Annotated in this window: 16 protein-coding genes; all 16 read left to right on the top strand. The window is 35.1% G+C overall.

The genetic code is table 11. The annotated features are described in order from the left end of the window. The 16 genes from BHF69_RS09825 (at position 1) to BHF69_RS09750 (ending at position 15,985) form a co-directional block, all read left to right on the top strand. Complete coding sequence (locus tag BHF69_RS09825) at positions 1 to 954, top strand: glycosyltransferase family 2 protein (RefSeq protein WP_075671084.1); 954 nt, start codon at positions 1 to 3, stop codon at positions 952 to 954. A gap of 85 nt (positions 955 to 1,039) precedes the next feature. After that, on the top strand, positions 1,040 to 2,125 hold the full coding sequence (locus tag BHF69_RS09820; protein WP_075671082.1) for a polysaccharide pyruvyl transferase family protein: 1,086 nt from the start codon (positions 1,040 to 1,042) through the stop codon (positions 2,123 to 2,125). 8 nt (positions 2,126 to 2,133) lie between these two features. Continuing rightward, complete coding sequence (locus BHF69_RS09815) at positions 2,134 to 3,696, top strand: lipopolysaccharide biosynthesis protein (protein ID WP_083651220.1); 1,563 nt, start codon at positions 2,134 to 2,136, stop codon at positions 3,694 to 3,696. Beyond that, on the top strand, positions 3,693 to 4,886 hold the full coding sequence (locus BHF69_RS09810; protein ID WP_075671080.1) for a Coenzyme F420 hydrogenase/dehydrogenase, beta subunit C-terminal domain: 1,194 nt from the start codon (positions 3,693 to 3,695) through the stop codon (positions 4,884 to 4,886). The genes BHF69_RS09815 and BHF69_RS09810 overlap by 4 nt, the downstream gene beginning before the upstream one ends. Before the next feature lie 144 nt (positions 4,887 to 5,030). Next, positions 5,031 to 5,825 carry a CpsB/CapC family capsule biosynthesis tyrosine phosphatase gene (locus tag BHF69_RS09805; RefSeq protein WP_083651218.1) on the top strand — a complete coding sequence of 265 codons (795 nt, stop codon included), beginning with the start codon at positions 5,031 to 5,033 and terminating at the stop codon, positions 5,823 to 5,825. A gap of 10 nt (positions 5,826 to 5,835) precedes the next feature. After that, positions 5,836 to 6,564, top strand: coding sequence for a YveK family protein (locus BHF69_RS09800; protein ID WP_075671078.1), 729 nt, complete (start codon positions 5,836 to 5,838; stop codon positions 6,562 to 6,564). 1 nt (position 6,565) lies between these two features. Continuing rightward, positions 6,566 to 7,258, top strand: coding sequence for a CpsD/CapB family tyrosine-protein kinase (locus BHF69_RS09795; RefSeq protein ID WP_075671076.1), 693 nt, complete (start codon positions 6,566 to 6,568; stop codon positions 7,256 to 7,258). A gap of 46 nt (positions 7,259 to 7,304) precedes the next feature. Beyond that, entirely contained in the window at positions 7,305 to 8,345 is a 1,041-nt protein-coding gene (locus BHF69_RS09790) for an LCP family protein (RefSeq protein ID WP_075671074.1), read from the top strand. Further along, entirely contained in the window at positions 8,335 to 8,817 is a 483-nt protein-coding gene (pssD, locus tag BHF69_RS09785; protein ID WP_075671072.1) for a PssD/Cps14F family polysaccharide biosynthesis glycosyltransferase, read from the top strand. The genes BHF69_RS09790 and pssD overlap by 11 nt, the downstream gene beginning before the upstream one ends. Before the next feature lie 11 nt (positions 8,818 to 8,828). After that, the gene (gene pssE, locus BHF69_RS09780; protein ID WP_075671826.1) at positions 8,829 to 9,314 is read left to right on the top strand and encodes a PssE/Cps14G family polysaccharide biosynthesis glycosyltransferase; all 486 of its coding nucleotides are present in this window, start codon (positions 8,829 to 8,831) and stop codon (positions 9,312 to 9,314) included. Between the two features lie 29 nt (positions 9,315 to 9,343). Further along, positions 9,344 to 10,456: a glycosyltransferase family 1 protein gene (locus BHF69_RS09775; protein ID WP_075671070.1), complete on the top strand. Its 1,113-nt coding sequence runs from the start codon at positions 9,344 to 9,346 to the stop codon at positions 10,454 to 10,456. Position 10,457: 1 nt separating this feature from the next. Continuing rightward, positions 10,458 to 11,597, top strand: a complete 1,140-nt coding sequence (locus tag BHF69_RS09770; RefSeq protein ID WP_075671068.1) for a polysaccharide pyruvyl transferase family protein — start codon at positions 10,458 to 10,460, stop codon at positions 11,595 to 11,597. Then, positions 11,590 to 12,633 carry a Coenzyme F420 hydrogenase/dehydrogenase, beta subunit C-terminal domain gene (locus tag BHF69_RS09765; RefSeq protein ID WP_075671066.1) on the top strand — a complete coding sequence of 348 codons (1,044 nt, stop codon included), beginning with the start codon at positions 11,590 to 11,592 and terminating at the stop codon, positions 12,631 to 12,633. The genes BHF69_RS09770 and BHF69_RS09765 overlap by 8 nt, the downstream gene beginning before the upstream one ends. An 11-nt stretch (positions 12,634 to 12,644) precedes the next feature. Next, complete coding sequence (locus tag BHF69_RS09760) at positions 12,645 to 13,604, top strand: glycosyltransferase family 2 protein (protein ID WP_075671064.1); 960 nt, start codon at positions 12,645 to 12,647, stop codon at positions 13,602 to 13,604. Then, a complete protein-coding gene (locus BHF69_RS09755; RefSeq protein ID WP_075671062.1) occupies positions 13,601 to 14,497 on the top strand; it encodes a glycosyltransferase family 2 protein in 897 nt (298 codons plus the stop codon). Before BHF69_RS09760 ends, BHF69_RS09755 begins: the two co-directional genes overlap by 4 nt. 30 nt (positions 14,498 to 14,527) lie before the next feature. Next, positions 14,528 to 15,985, top strand: coding sequence for a flippase (locus tag BHF69_RS09750; RefSeq protein WP_075671060.1), 1,458 nt, complete (start codon positions 14,528 to 14,530; stop codon positions 15,983 to 15,985). Positions 15,986 to 16,143: the final 158 nt, after the last annotated feature.

The raw sequence follows: 16,143 nt of genomic DNA, 5'->3' as shown, positions 1-16,143 counted from the left end.
ATGAGTATAGAGGAATTAAAAAGTGAGGGGCTGGTGTCGATTATCATACCTGCCTATAATATAGAAAACTATATACTAAAATGTTTACAATCTTTAATGAAGCAAACGTATAGAAATTTTGAGGTTATCGTGATTGACGATGGATCAAAAGATGCTACTGGGACGTTATGTGACCAATTTGCAAAAAAAGATAAGAGATTTAGAGTTATTCATAAAGAAAATACAGGGGTATCAGATACAAGGAATATAGGCATGGACGAGGCAAATGGAGAATACTTTATATTTGTTGATGGTGATGATTATGTAACGAAAGATTATATTAGTACTTTATTGTCTGGTCTCATTCAAAACAAAGCTGATTTATCCTGTGCTGATTATTATATAGACGCTGGAGGGACTTTGGAAAAGCATTCTGACGAAACAGAAATTACAATTTCTCTCTCATCTTTAGATGCCATAAATCTTCTTGGAGAGGAATCTGGTTTTGGAGGATATTTATGGAACAAAGCTTTTCGAAGAGAGGTAATCGTGAAGCATCATATCTGCTTTGAAAAAGGAATAAAGATTTGGGAGGATATGCTGTTTTGTTTAAAATATCTTACCTGTTCTAACAGCGTGTCATATATTCATAATCCAATATATTATTATGTGCAGCGGGAGAACAGTGCTATGAATGATTCTTCTGTTTGGAAAGAATATACACACTTGAAAGCATTAGAAGAAATGTGGCTTCTGATCCAGCCTTTTGATGGAGAATTTAAGGAATATATTAGAAATTTTTATGCCAATGATTTAGTGGGGTTGCTGGGAAAAGAGGGAGTTAGAAAAAAGTCTGAGATTAAAGAAATTTTATATAAAATTCATGGTTTAAATGGAGAGTTATCATATAAACATAGGATGAAAATGTTCCTATTTCAATATTTTTCATGGATCATGATAAAAATGTATAGCTAATTAGAATATGGATAAAAAAGGTAAAAGAAAGTCTGATATTAAAACGAAAGGAATAGGATGTTATTGTTAGCATCAAGTGATAAAAATGAAAATTGGGATTGTTACATTTCATAAATCATATAATTATGGTTCAGCATTGCAAGCATATGCATTGCAGACATATTTATCTCAAAAGGGGTATGAGGTAAATATAATTGATTTTATTCTTATAAGAGATTTTCAACAATACAATTTATTTAGAACACATTTATATAAAATCCATCCCAAAGTATTTATTAGAGATGTTAGAAGATTGTTTCGAAATATCAAAAGAAAGAATTGCTTTGATAGATTTTCTAAAAAGTATTTTATGCTTTCAGAAAAAACATATAACGAAAAAAGCAATTTGAGCGAATTAAACCAAATATATGATTGCTTTATATGTGGAAGTGATCAAATATGGAATTTGGATTGCACAGGAGGAGTTGTGCCGGCATTCTTTTTAGGATTCGTTGAAAAAGATAAGAAACGAATTGCCTATGCACCTAGTATAGCACATGCAAGTTTTGAGGGTGATGTAGCAGAAATAAAAAATTATTTAGATGTTTTTACTGCAATATCTGTCAGAGAAGAGAGCACAATACCATTTGTTGAACGGTATACAAAGAATAAGGTGATGTGTACAGTAGATCCTACATTACTTCTTGATCCAAAAGAATATTTAAAGATAGCAGATATAAAAGATATGGAAACTGATTATATTTTTTATTATCATTTAGAGGATAATGAAGAGATGAAGAAGTGGTGTAGAGAGTTTGCCAAAAAAAGAGGATTAAAGATTATATATATTTATAAAGATACAATAAAAGAGTTTAAAAATGCTCAAAATGTGTATGGATGTAGTCCAGAAAGTTTTATGGGATATATATATAAAGCAAAATACGTGATTACAAACTCTTTTCATGCAACAGTATTTTCTATTTTATTTAAAAAGCAATTTGTTACTTTTCAGACATCGAATAGTGCAGCTAGGATGATTGATCTACTAGAATATTTAGAACTTCAGGATCGATTGTTTGGAAACCGTTTTAAGATGGAGAAAAAGATTGATTATAGAAGAGTGTTTGCAAATTTACAAAAATATAAAGAATATTCAGAAATTTTTATACAACAAAGCTTAGAAGAAGGATGAGTAATATAATGAAGATAGAGCGATCTAGAAATGCTTCCCTTAATATTATATTTGGAATGATTTTAAAGATCTATCAAATTGCCTTACCATTTTTTATGCGTACAATTATTATGTATGAAATCGGTGTGCAATATTTGGGACTTAATAGCCTGTTTACATCTGTTTTGCAGGTGTTGAATTTAGCAGAATTAGGGGTTGGGAATGCAATGGTTTTTTCGATGTATAAGCCTATTGTCAAGGATGATACATTAACCATATGTGCATTAATGCGATTGTATAAAATTTATTATAATATTATTGGAGCAGCAATTTTAGCCATAGGTCTTATTCTTTTGCCATTTATACCAAATTTAATTGCTGGCAATGTTCCTGCTAACATGAATGTATATTATCTATACTTGATGAATTTGCTGGCAACAGTATTTACATATTGGTTGTTTGCATATAAAAATAGTATTTTGCAAGCATATCAGCGTACCGATATATCAAGTAAAGTTACTATTATTACAGATACATTTAAATATGCATTACAAATTTTAGCACTCATTTGCTTTAAAAATTATTATTATTATGTTCTTGCCATTTTAATTACTCAGATATTCAACAATATTATAACTGCTATAATATCTCAACGGATGTATCCAGATTATAGACCGCAGGGAAGATTGCTTAAATGTGAGATTGCCGCAATTAATCAAAGAATTAAAGATTTATTTACTGCTAAGTTGGGTGGAACAATTGTAAACTCGGTTGATACCATTGTCATATCTGCCTTTTTGGGACTTGAAGTATTAGCAATTTACCAAAATTATTTTTATATTATAAATGCGATTATTGGTCTTGTAGCAATCGTATATACTTCTATTACTGCCGGTGTTGGAAATAGTATGCTTTTGAAAGATTTAGAACAAAATTATCGAGAGTTCGAGGTATTTACATTATTAACTACATGGATGAATGGGTTTTGTATATGCTGTTTTATTGTATTAATCCAACCATTTATGTTGCTATGGATGGGAAAGAGGTTGTTATTGGATTTTTTTATGGTCATTTTGTTCTGTATCTATTTTTGGGTATATGAATTGGTCATGATGATCAGTGTATATAAAGATGCTGGTGGAATATGGCATGAAGATAGATTTAGACCATTAATTTCAGGAATTATTAATCTTGGATTAAATATAATATTTGTAAATATGATAGGCTTATATGGCATTGTTCTTTCTACAATTATAAGTGTTTGTATGGTTAGTTTGCCATGGATTATCAATAATGTATTTCGATTAATATTTAAAAGAGGGGCAAAAAAATATGCCTTTGAGCTTATTCAATATACAGGGGTTATTGTTGTTGTTTCGTCGATTACGTATATGATTACTAACTTTATTTCTGGAAACGGATGGCTTACTATTTTTATAAAATTGTTTGTTACAGTTATCATTGCAAATATATTTTTGATTAGTGTATTGAAGCATAGCCCATATTATGAAGATGCTAAGAGTTTAATATTTAGAATGTTTAAAATTGATACATTAATAGATATTATAAAAAAGAGGATATTGCAAAAATGAATAATAAATTAAAAGATGAAACAATTTTATATACATATGATTCATGTTGTGGTTGTGGGGGATGCATGCAAATTTGTCCGAAAAATGCAATAACAATGAAGACAGCACATGCAGGTGGTGTGTATCCAAAGGTTGATACAGAGAAGTGCATTTCATGTCGTTTGTGCATAAAAACATGTGCATTTCAAAAGGAACATGTTTACCCATCCGCAATAGAAGGATATGCACTTGTAAATAATAATAAAAAGGAATTGGGACAATCGGCATCTGGGGGTGCTTTTTCTGCAATTGCTACTAATTTTATAAAAAAGAATAATGTTGTATGTGGTTCCGTTATGAAATATGATAAAAAAGTTAGAGCTGAGCATATGGTAGTGACATCTAAAGATCAATTATCATTATTATATGGATCTAAGTATGTTTATAGTAGTTTATTGCCACTATATAGAATATTAGAGAAATATTTGAAAAATGGAAAAAAAGTATTATTTTCAGGAACACCTTGTCAGGTTTCACAGATAAAATTGATGTTTGATAAATATAAAAGCAATCTGTATACGATTGATATTATTTGTCATGGAACACCATCCGAACAAATTTTTTCAGACTATATAAAATTTTTGGAAAAGAAAAATGCAGGAAAAGTGATTGATTTTAAATTTCGGGATAAATGCTATGGCTGGGGAAAGTATGGAAGTGTGGTGCTTTTAAAAAATGGTGAAAAGCAAAAGATAGATCTACCACAAGAGAAATCCTCGTATTATACGTTTTTTATGGAGGGAAATTTACAAAGAGAGAATTGTTTTGATTGTCCTTATGCAAAATCAGAAAGATGTTCAGATTTAACAATAGGAGATTATTGGGGAATTGAGAAATACCAACCAGATATTTTGAAATCTAATAATGGTAGTTTAGATGAGGAAAAAGGAATTTCAGCTGTCTTGGTAAATACCAAAAAAGGAAAGGAGCTTTTAGAGAATATAGATGCTGCACTGATAAATGCTAAAGTAGAAGATATTGTACTTGGAAATAGTCAATTACGACATCCAGTGCCAAAGGGAAAGCTATATGATCAGATAATTAAGGCATATCATATAGGAGGATATCGGACAGTCGAAAATATATTTTTATTCAAACGATTGAAACGAGGAATAAAAACATATTTTACTCATGCAGTAAAGAAGAAATAATATGGATATAAAAGCGTAATCCCCCGTATCTTGACACATTTTTGCGGTCTATGCTACAATATTTAGTAATTGTGTATACTGTGGTAAATACTAAAAGGAAAATAAGAGCGGGAGAGATAGTTAGACGGGAGGAAATCAGTACATATGGCGAAGAAAGAAAAAGGGAGTTTTTTTGGTTTTTTGCAAAGAAAATCAAAGAAAAGAAAAAAAGCCGAATTTGTCGATTGGAACCTTCCTGTGTGGGATATGCATTGCCATATTCTTCCAGAAGTTGACGATGGATCCAGAAGTTTAGAGGATTCTCTGGAGATGATACAGGTGGAGATAGCGGAAGGGGTCACTGATATTATGTTGACACCCCATTATATTATGGGAAAGACAGATTCAGACTTGATTCAGGCACAATATAAAAAGTTACAGGAAGAAATAAAAAAACAGAATTATCCAGTGCGGCTTTATCTTGGTAATGAGCTGTTTTATCATTCTGATATTTTAGAAGAACTGCAATCTGGAAGAGCATTGACACTTGCGGGTACAGCGTATGTATTGGTAGAATTTTCAATTGGTATTTCCTATCAGAGAATGAAGCGGGCATTTCAAGAGTTATTGATGGCAGGTTATCGTCCGATTTTAGCACATTTGGAACGGTTTGAATGTTTGTTGGATGACAGGGAAAGAATCTTTGAATTGATAGATATGGGAGTTCTGATGCAGGCAAATACCAACAGCTTTTTGAGGGATGAGACAAGGAGATTTCTGGTATCTCTTTTAGAAGAAGAGGGAATTCATTTGATCGGGACAGACAGTCATAGACCGGATTGGAGACCACCGAAGATGCGAAAAGCATTGGAAGTAATCTATGAGCATTTGGAAAAAGAAGAGATGATATCATTATTGATAGAAAATCCAGAACATCTACGAAAAAATGAATATTTATAAGGAGAAAACAATGGAATTAAAGTACGAAGATGAAATTGAAATTGATTTAAAAGAACTATTCTTTTTGCTATTGGGAAGCTGGAAAATGTTGCTTCTGTCGTCTGTTTTGATGGCGGCAATTGTAGCAGTCTTTAATATATATGTAATGACACCAATTTATTCTGCAACTGCCAAATTATATGTTTTTCCCAAAAGTACTTCTTTGAGCAGTTTTGCAGATATTCAGTTGGGCGATAGTCTGACCCAAGACTATATGGAAGTAATCACTGGAAAATTCGTTGTAAAAAAGGTAATTAAGAATCTGGATTTGGATATGGAATATAATGAGATGTTAGATTGTTTATCTGTAGAAAATCCAACGGATACAAGAATTCTTAAAATTACGATTGTTGACGAGGATCCTGGACAGGCGAAAAAGATTGCTGACGAATTTGCAGAGGTTTCTTCTGATTATATTTCAGATCGGATGGATCAGGATGCACCGAATATTTTGGAATGGGCTGATATTGCAGATGAACCGGTGGCACCAAGAACTGGAAGAAATACTTGCATTGGATTTGTAGTTGGTTTCATTTTGATGAGTGGTGCGATTATCATTGGTTATCTTATGAATGATACCTTAGCAGATGCGGAAGGAATTGAACGTTATTTAGGATTGAATACATTGGCAGAAATTCCGGATAGTGCATCTGTGAAAGAACAAAAGGGTAGAAGAAATAAGAAAAAGGGGAAAAAATAAGATGGAGAAAATAGTTTTTGATAAATTAGAGGAATTAGATTATGGTGTCACAGAAGCACTTCGTACATTGAAAACCAATATACAGTTTTGTGGAGATGATATTAAGACAATCTTGTTGACCAGTTCCATTCCATCTGAAGGAAAGAGTACGGTTACCTTAAATTTGGCAAGATCTATGGCGGCTTCGGGTCAAAAAGTAATTTATGTGGACTGTGATATTCGAAAATCTGTCATTGTTGGACGATTAGGGGCGCATACAGAGAACCGAAAAAAGATTTTTGGATTATCTCATTATCTGAGTGGACAGAAAAGATTAGAGGAAGTATGTTACAGCACGGAAGTGGATGGCATGGATATGATATTTGCAGGTCCTTCTGTACCGAATCCAACAGAAATACTTGGAAATCATTATTTTGAGGAAATGTTAGAGACACTGCGCAATACATATGATATTGTATTATTAGATACTCCTCCATTGGGATCTGTCATTGATGCAGCTGTCATCGCACCAAAGGCAGATGGAGCGATTTTAGTTGTAGAGCAGGGGAAAGTAAGCAGACGTTTTATTAAAGCAGTGAAAAAGCAGCTGGAAAATTCCGGTGTCAAAATCCTGGGAGCAGTGTTGAATAAGATTGAAGTGAAAAAACAAGGCTATTATAAGAAATATTATGGCAATGCATATGAATATAGATAAGCAGACCATATATTGGAGTAAGATGATAGAGAGTGAGGAAGTATAAATGAGAGAAAAAACGAAGTATCTAAAATATCTGTTAATTATCCTTCTCATTATTGTATTGGGAGTCATTTATATAGTAGGTAAGGGAAAAAAAGAGACCAATAAGGATCAGAATAAAGGAAAAGCAACGACTGCGGAAGCGACTACAGAAGAAATTAAAGAAAAAACAGATGGAACAGAGACATTTTTAATTTTTGGAGTAGATACAAGAGAAAAGAATCTCGGTAAGGGAACCAGATCGGATTCCATCATGGTGGTGGATGTAAACCACAAATCAAAAGAAATCAGATTGGCTTCTATTTTCCGTGATACGTATGTATCTATTGAAGATCATGGATTAGATAAAATCAACCATGCACATTCCTTTGGTGGACCAGATTTGGCCATGGATACGGTAAACCGCAATTTTGATCTTGATATTGACAAGTATATTACCATTAACTTTATGAATGTATCAGAATTGGTAGATGACATCGGGGGAATTGAGATGGAGATTACAGATTCTGAGGCTAAATACATCAATGGTTATATAGATGAATTGAACAAAATCGAAAAAAGAGATTCCGACCATATTACAAAAGCAGGAACTTATACATTAGATGGTGTTCAGGCAGTGGCTTATACAAGAATTCGTTATACAGCTGGTGGAGATTATAAAAGAGCGGAAAGACAAAGAACGATTCTTCTTAAAATTTTTGAAAAGGCAAAGACGCTGGAATCTGATCAGCTTCTGGATTTAGCGGATAAATTCCTGGATGAGATTAGTACGAATTATCATTCAGATGATGTTACAGAAATATTATATTACTTGGCGAAATATGATATTGTGGATACGAAGGCATTTCCAACTAGTCTATGGGGTGGAAAGATAGATGGCGTATGGTATGGAGTTCCAGTTACTTTAGAAAGCAACGCAAAAGAACTTCATGAATTCCTCTATCCGAAGGAAGACTATGAGCCTTCTGATACGGTTGAGGAAATCAGCAATCGGATTCGTCAGGTAGCAGATACACCGAATGAGGTATTTGAGGATGAAGAATAACGCGGATGATGGAAAATTAAAGCTGTGTTGTGTTGCATCTGCTGGTGGTCATTGGGAAGAGTTGTTGTGCTTAAAAGATATTTTTGAGGAGAACGATTCTTTCTATATCACTGAGGAAACAGAGCAGGTTATGGGCAGTGAATTGCCAAGTATTTATCTGGTTCCACAGATTAATCGGCATGAACGTTTTTTTATGATGCATTTTATCCGTCTGTTTAAAAAGGCTTTTCAGATTATGAGAGAAGAAAGGCCGGATGTGGTCATTACAACAGGAGCGTTAATTGCATTTCCATTTTGCGTGTTAGCGAAGTTAAGCAAAAAGAAAATAATTTTTATAGAATCCTTTGCACGAATCAACAATAAATCTTTAACAGGAAGGCTGGTATACCCTTTTGCGGATTTATTTATCGTTCAATGGAAGTCTATGTTGAAGTGTTATCCAAAGGCAATTTATGCTGGCGGAATCTTTTAGTGAGAGAATATATGATATTTGTTGTAGTAGGAACGCAAAAATTTCAATTAAATAGATTGCTGAAAAAGATTGATGATTTAATCGAAAACGGGGTTATAGAAGAAGAGGTATTTGCTCAGATCGGACATACAGATTATGTACCGATGCATTACCGATATAAAAGATTTTTGGAAAAAGAAAAGTTTGAGCAGATCATGGAGCAATGTGATATTCTGATTACTCACAGTGGAGTGGGCAGTATCATCAGTGGATTGAGTCATCATAAACCGGTAATCGTAGTGTCACGGCTGCCTCAATATGGGGAACATGTAGATGATCATCAAATTGGTATTGCTGAAACCTTTTCTAAGTTAAATTATGTACTTGTTTGTAGGGAACAGGATGACCTTGGTAAGATTTTGAAAGAATGTCGGACGCATTCCTTTGCACAATATGTATCTCAACGAAAGAAGATGGTGAACATTGTACGTGATTATTTGGAAGGGATAAAACGATAGCAAGAACAGATGGAGAAAAGCTAGGTAGTATGAAAGTACTGATTATCAATACAATTGAGTTTAGCAGAATCAATGGCATAACGGCTGTCATTATGAATTATTATCGGAATATGGATAAGAGTAATATGCAGATGGATATTCTTGCATTGAATGAGATCGAAGAAGAATTTCAATGTGAATTTCAAAAGCATCATTCCAGAGTTTTTGTATATGAAAGAAGAAAGCATCCATTTCGTTATTGTATTCAGTTAGAAAAACTATTGAAAAAGCAGGAATATGATGTGATTCACATACATGGCAATAGTGCGATGATGCTTCCAGAGGTACTGATTGCAAAGCTTGCAGGGGTTCCCATAAGAATTGTGCATTCTCATAATACAACCTGTTCTCATTTATTCCTGCATAGCTTATTTTATCCAGTATTTAAAAGATTGTATACGCATGGATTTGCCTGTGGACAGGATGCCGGTAAATGGCTGTTTCGTGATCAGCCCTTTGTGGAAATTAAAAATGGTATAGAATTGTCCCAGTATGCTTATGCTGAGGAAAGCCGTGCTTTCTATAGACAAAAGATAAATGCCAACGGACAGAAAGTGATCGGTCATGTTGGTAATTTTTTTGAGCAAAAAAATCATGAATTTCTGATTGATATGTTTGCAGAGCTGATCAGAAGAAATCATAATTATTTATTAGTATTAATCAGTGATGGAAAGTTAATGGATCATATAAAAGCTAAGGTTCATGCTTTGCATTTGGATGAATATGTAATTTTTCTGGGAAAAATTTCAAACGTATATGATTATTTACAGGCGATGGACATCTTCGTACTTCCATCGTTATTTGAAGGGCTTCCATTGGCCCTGATTGAAGCGCAGGCATCTGGTCTGCCTTGTCTTGTATCCGATACTGTGGCGGCAGAAGTGAATCTGACACATAGTATTGAGTATCTTTCTATTCAAAATATTGATTCCTGGGTGACTACAATAGAAAGGATAGCGGCTGAGGATTTAGAATCCAATCGTAGCCGTAGATCAATGCTATGGCAGAAAATAATCAGAGAAGCGGGTTATGATATGAAAGAAAATGCAGAGCAGATGGGAAAACTGTACTGGACTTATTATAAAGAGTATAAGGGAAAATAAGATGAAATTAGCAGGATTAACGTGGTGGAGAAATAACTATGGTTCTATATTACAAGCGTATGCACTTCAAAACTTTTTAAACGAATTTGGCTGTATAGAGTATGAGATTATCTGTCAATATGGGAAAAAAATAGCATCTCTCGATAATCTGGCAGATAAAATTAGGACCATTGGTTTGATACCTTCTTTGAAAAGAATTGTATGGAAATTCGGATTAAAGAAATTAAGAAATCGAAATCGTAATATTCAGAAGTTCGTAGATGAGAATCTGAAGATATCTAAAGAGCAATATAATGAAGATACGATTGTAGATGCAAATAAAATGTATGATGGATTTGTTTGTGGGAGCGATCAAATATGGAATCCTGTATTGTCTCCTCTGAACAGTATGTACTGGTTGACATTTGCGGAGGATTCAAAGTTTAAGCTTTCCTATGCACCTAGCATTGGGGTTGATCAGGTTACGGAGGAACAGGCCAAGATCATAAGGCACAATTTGAGTCAATTTGATGCAGTCTCCTGTCGTGAGGAGTGCGGTACCAAATTGATCAATGGAATTCTAAAGAAAGATGCATGTTTGACAGTACTTGATCCTACGCTGCTTGTGGATGTAAGGATGTGGGATCGTTTATCAGAAAATAGAAAATTTGAATTTCCGTATTTATTTACTTACATGCTGAGAGGGAATAAGAGACAACGGCAGTTGGTTGAGGAATTTGCCAAAAGGAAAGGATTAAAAATTGTTACGATTCCTTTTTTAGAAGCAGATTATATTGAACCTTATGATTTTAAATTTGGTCATATCAAACTATGGGAGGCATCTCCACAGGATTTTATCAATGCAATTCGATATGCAGAGTATGTGTTTACCGACTCCTATCATTGTATGATTTTTAGCTGTATTTATCATAGAGAATTTTTTATATTTCCCAAAACGGGAAAAGCACAGATGAATCGATTGATGGATTTTCAAAATCTGCTTCACATTTCCAATCGTATTCTTTATGATGGGAGTATAGTAGAAGATATGGAAGGATTAGAACAAATTTCATGGAATCGTGTGGATCAATCCATAAGGGAGAAGCGGGAATTATCCAGAAATTATTTGAGAAGTGTAATAAAGGAGAATGCGGATGCCTAGAGTATTTGCTTATCAAAATGTAATATCAGAAGTATTAAAAAGCTCTTCTGGAGGAGCTTTTATCGCACTTTGTAAAGCATTCGAGCAATGTCATGGAAAGGGCAATGTAGTATTTGTTGGTGCAGCTTTGCAGGATGATATGAAGGTTCGGCATGTGGCTGTGCAAAATGCCAATCAATGTGATGTGTTTCAGGGTGCAAAATATGTGGAAAGTCAGTGTGATGATCTGTTTTCTCGAGTTTTGCATGAACTGGTAAATAAAAAATGGGTGCTTTTTTCTGGAACACCTTGTCAAATTTACAGGCTTCGGTTGTTTTTATTGAAAAATCAGATGCAAATGGATCAAATTATTTTTATTGATCTCATCTGTCACGGAACTCCTGGAGAAGAAATCTGGAATGATTATAAAAGCTGGTTGGAGGAGAAATCTGGTTCGAAATTGATCAAATATTTTTTTCGTTACAAACCAGAAGGATGGAAGGCATATCCTGCCTATGTACAATTTGCAGATGGAAGGCAGCTGATTAATACTGCAGAAACTTCAATTTATTCCAAGCTGCATATGATGGGATATAGCATTTTAAGGAAGTGCTTTCAATGTCCATTTTCTAATGAGAAACGATGGGGAGATTTGACTCTGGGCGATTACTGGGGAGTTGAGACGCTGATTTCCCTATCCAATGATCAGATAAAACGAGGCGTATCTTTGATTCTTTCCCATACGAAAAAAGGAGAGGAGCTTTTGGACCTTTTATGCCAAGAGGAGCAGACGGAGGGATTCTTTGTCGAAACATATGGTAGAGAGTACTTAAAGTACCAACATAATTTAGTGCATCCAACAATAAAGCCAGATTTATATGAAGAATTCTGGAAGGACTATGAGAAAAAGTCCTTTGAGGATATGATACGAAAATATTTGGGGTATGGATGGAAATATAAAGCGATTTTTCTTATGAAAAAGCTGGTGCGGAGAACTCCGCTGATCATATGGTATCGAAACTATAAAAATCAAAAGATGAAAAAGAAAGATATTTAAGAGGAATTTATATGAGTACCCTAATTTCTATTATTGTTCCTGTATACAATGTAAAAGCATATTTGAATCAATGTGTCAACAGTCTATTAAAGCAAACCTATCAGGAGTTTGAAGTGATTCTAGTGGATGATGGTTCTACTGATGGCAGCAGCCAAATCTGTGAACAATATGTCGGGATGGATGTACGGATTCAAGTCATCCATCAGGAGAATCAGGGTCCTGCCGTGGCGAGAAATACAGGAATTGAGATAGCAAAGGGTGACTATCTGATGTTTGTGGATGCAGATGATTATATATCTGAGGACTGCTTGCTAACGATGATGAAAACAGCGGAAGAATACGGAAGTGATTTTGTAGCCAGCCAATTTGTGACGGTGAAAAACTTTCATATGCCAGTTGTGGTTAAGAACAATAGAAAACCACAGATTTTAACACCAGAACAGGCCATTGAGACCATGCTGCTTGCGGATAAATTTGATGTAAGTCCGTGGGCAAAGCTTTACAGAGCAGAGTTATTTCGGGAAATTCGATACCCAGAAGGTAAAATCTATGAGGATCTGGGAACGACATATAAGATACTAGCCAAATGTCAAAGGCCGGTATATTTACCAGAAATATTGTATTATTATCGATTACGAAAAAACAGCATTATGGATAATCATGTATTTGATAGCAGTGTGATGCAGGCGATTGCATTTAACAAGGAAATTATAGGATTTGTGAAAGAAAGATATCCGAATATTTACCCAGCGGCTGTATACCGCTTTTTTTGCAGCAACCGAAGAGCTCTTCATATGGCGATTTTTACCAGTGGGTACAAAGAGGAAAAAAGGCAAATGATCTCCAATTTGGCAAGCTGTCGTAGAATCGTGTATGGGAAGGAAAAAGAATCGATAAAAAATAAGGCAATTGTTTGGGTAGCAGGGATCTTGCATTGGATTTTGGAGAAGGAGCAAGCAGAGCAATTATGAATGAGATAGCTATTTTAGTTGTTACATATAATAGAAAGAAATTGTTACAAGAGAATATCGAAGCTATTTTAAAACAGACTTATGGAAAGTTTGATTATTTTATTTGTGATAATGCCAGTATAGATGGAACCAGAGAACTGGTGGAAGCTTGTATGGAGAATGATGGAAGAATCCATTATGATCATACAGGTGCTAATCTGGGCGGTGCTGGTGGATTTTCTTATGGGCTGAAGAAGATTGTAAAAAAAGGATATCAGTATTGTTGGATGATGGATGACGATGCAGTACCGGAGCCAGATGCGTTAGAGCGATTAGTGAAGGCTGCTGAGCTATTAGGAAAGGATGATTTTTCGTTTTTGGCAAGTACGGTTCTCTGGACCGATGGAACCCCATGTAAAATGAATCAATATACGATACAGACCAATGTATATGATCATTTAAGGGCAACACAAAATGGACTGTTGCCCATTGAACGGTGCTCCTTTGTAGGATGTTTTGTAAATCTGGATTGTACAAGAAAAGTGGGATTACCTATAAAGGAATTTTTTATCTATGGCGATGATACAGAATATACGCTGCGTTTAAGTCAATGTAAGAATGCCTATATGTGTTCTGGGAGCGTGATCATACATAAGATGTCTGTCAATGTGAGAATTGGAGTTGCGGAAGCATTGGCAGAAAGAATTCCAAGATATGAATATGAATATCGTAATAAAATTTATATTTACCGAAATCACAATGGATTTCCATGGATAAAAATTTTATTACGATATGGTAAAGAATGTGCAAAGGTGTTGATTCGTTCAAAGGACAATAAAGGAAAAAGGATTGGTGTAATTATAAAAGGATTTTTTCGAGGACTCTTTTTCCATCCGCCGATTGAAAGTGTTTAGAGTGGCAAGAAAAAGAGATGGGAGGATTTCATGAAACAAAGAAACGTATCATTAAAAGTGAACTTCATTATGAATGCCATCCTAACGTTGTCTTCTTTTCTCTTTCCGCTGATTACCTTTCCCTACATTTCCAGAATCTTGCTTCCGGCAGGGACGGGGAAGGTATCCTTTGCCACTTCTCTGGTATCGTATTTTGCCATGCTGGCGCAGCTGGGGATTCCGACTTATGGTATCCGTGCCTGTGCCAGAGTGAGGGATGACCGACGGGAGCTGACACAGACCACACATGAGCTTTTGTATATTAATATGATCATGTGTGTGGTTTCCTATATTATTTTCTTTCTGGTCCTTGGTCTGGTGCCAAGACTCAGGGAAGAGAGGATACTTTATCTGATCGTCAGCCTGACCATTGCATTCAATGCTCTGGGGATGGAGTGGCTCTATAAAGCCCTGGAAGAATATACGTATATCGCTGTGCGCTCTATTTTCTTTAAGTTGATTGCATTGATCGCCATGTTTCTGATGGTACACGAAAAAGGGGATTATGTGATCTATGGTGGAATCAGCATCTTTGCTTCATCAGCATCCAATATTTTGAATTTTATTCATGCAAGGCGGTATATTGATAGAAAACCAATTAGGGCTCCACAGTTGAAAAAGCATATGAAGGCGGTTGGAATATTTTTTGCTATGTCCTGTGCCACCACCATTTATACCAATCTGGACACAGTCATGCTTGGATTTATGTCATCGGATGCAGATGTGGGATATTATCATGCGGCTGTAAAGATCAAGACAATTCTGGTCAGTATTGTAACGTCTCTGGGAGCGGTTCTTCTGCCGAGAGCATCTTATTATATTCAATGTGGCCAGATGGAGGAGTTTCAGAGAATTGGAAGAAAAGCATTGCAATTTGTATTCCTGGCAGCAACTCCACTAATGGTGTATTTTATCCTATTTGCGAGAGAGGGCATTTTCTTCTTATCGGGAACTGCGTACGAAGGAGCCATTCTTCCGATGCAGGTGATTATGCCGACGCTTTTATTCATTGGCATTACCAACATTATAGGGCTTCAGATGTTGGTTCCTTTGGGACAGGAGAAGATGGTGCTTTATTCAGAGGCAGCAGGTGCTTTGGTAGATCTTGTAATTAATATGGTATTGATTCCGGTATTTTCTTCCACCGGAGCAGCGATCGGTACCGTTTTTGCAGAAATAACCGTTTTACTCATACAGTACCGGGCGGCAAGAAACTATGTGCCGGATTTTTCCATAAAATTACGAAAAGCATCCATACTTCTTGCCTTGCTATTAGCAGGAATGGGATCCATGCCAGTAAAATTATGGGAGATGGGGACGTTTCTTACTCTGCTTATTTCGGCCATAATCTTTTTTGGAGTGTATGGTATGACGTTGTTTTGCTTGAAAGAGCCTTTTATTTTAGAGTTGATGTCCTCTTTTATGAAGAGATGGAAAAAAGAAAGGTAGATGCAGAATGGTTGTATTTTCATGCATAAATGGCCAATTAATCCGTGACTTTTTATGCATTATGGTATAAAATATACTTTATAACTGGTCGGCAAAGGAGCAGGCGCATTGTATGGTCAAATGCGCCTTTCCTTATGCGAAATTAGAAAGAAAGGATA

It is taken from the genome of Anaerostipes sp. 992a, assembly GCF_001940245.1.
Lineage (GTDB): Bacteria > Bacillota > Clostridia > Lachnospirales > Lachnospiraceae > Fimousia.
Note: the sequence above shows the minus strand (reverse complement) of the source record. Positions and strands in the feature narration are given on the sequence as shown.

Coding starts and splice junctions, on each gene's coding strand:
- BHF69_RS09825 (WP_075671084.1), top strand. CDS start 1: ATGAGTATAGAGGAATTAAAAAGTGAGGGGCTGGTGTCGATTATCATA.
- BHF69_RS09815 (WP_083651220.1), top strand. CDS start 2,134: ATGAAGATAGAGCGATCTAGAAATGCTTCCCTTAATATTATATTTGGA.
- BHF69_RS09770 (WP_075671068.1), top strand. CDS start 10,458: ATGAAATTAGCAGGATTAACGTGGTGGAGAAATAACTATGGTTCTATA.
- BHF69_RS09795 (WP_075671076.1), top strand. CDS start 6,566: ATGGAGAAAATAGTTTTTGATAAATTAGAGGAATTAGATTATGGTGTC.
- BHF69_RS09805 (WP_083651218.1), top strand. CDS start 5,031: ATGGCGAAGAAAGAAAAAGGGAGTTTTTTTGGTTTTTTGCAAAGAAAA.
- BHF69_RS09790 (WP_075671074.1), top strand. CDS start 7,305: ATGAGAGAAAAAACGAAGTATCTAAAATATCTGTTAATTATCCTTCTC.
- pssE (WP_075671826.1), top strand. CDS start 8,829: ATGATATTTGTTGTAGTAGGAACGCAAAAATTTCAATTAAATAGATTG.
- pssD (WP_075671072.1), top strand. CDS start 8,335: ATGAAGAATAACGCGGATGATGGAAAATTAAAGCTGTGTTGTGTTGCA.
- BHF69_RS09820 (WP_075671082.1), top strand. CDS start 1,040: ATGAAAATTGGGATTGTTACATTTCATAAATCATATAATTATGGTTCA.
- BHF69_RS09810 (WP_075671080.1), top strand. CDS start 3,693: ATGAATAATAAATTAAAAGATGAAACAATTTTATATACATATGATTCA.
- BHF69_RS09800 (WP_075671078.1), top strand. CDS start 5,836: ATGGAATTAAAGTACGAAGATGAAATTGAAATTGATTTAAAAGAACTA.
- BHF69_RS09755 (WP_075671062.1), top strand. CDS start 13,601: ATGAATGAGATAGCTATTTTAGTTGTTACATATAATAGAAAGAAATTG.
- BHF69_RS09765 (WP_075671066.1), top strand. CDS start 11,590: ATGCCTAGAGTATTTGCTTATCAAAATGTAATATCAGAAGTATTAAAA.
- BHF69_RS09760 (WP_075671064.1), top strand. CDS start 12,645: ATGAGTACCCTAATTTCTATTATTGTTCCTGTATACAATGTAAAAGCA.
- BHF69_RS09750 (WP_075671060.1), top strand. CDS start 14,528: ATGAAACAAAGAAACGTATCATTAAAAGTGAACTTCATTATGAATGCC.
- BHF69_RS09775 (WP_075671070.1), top strand. CDS start 9,344: ATGAAAGTACTGATTATCAATACAATTGAGTTTAGCAGAATCAATGGC.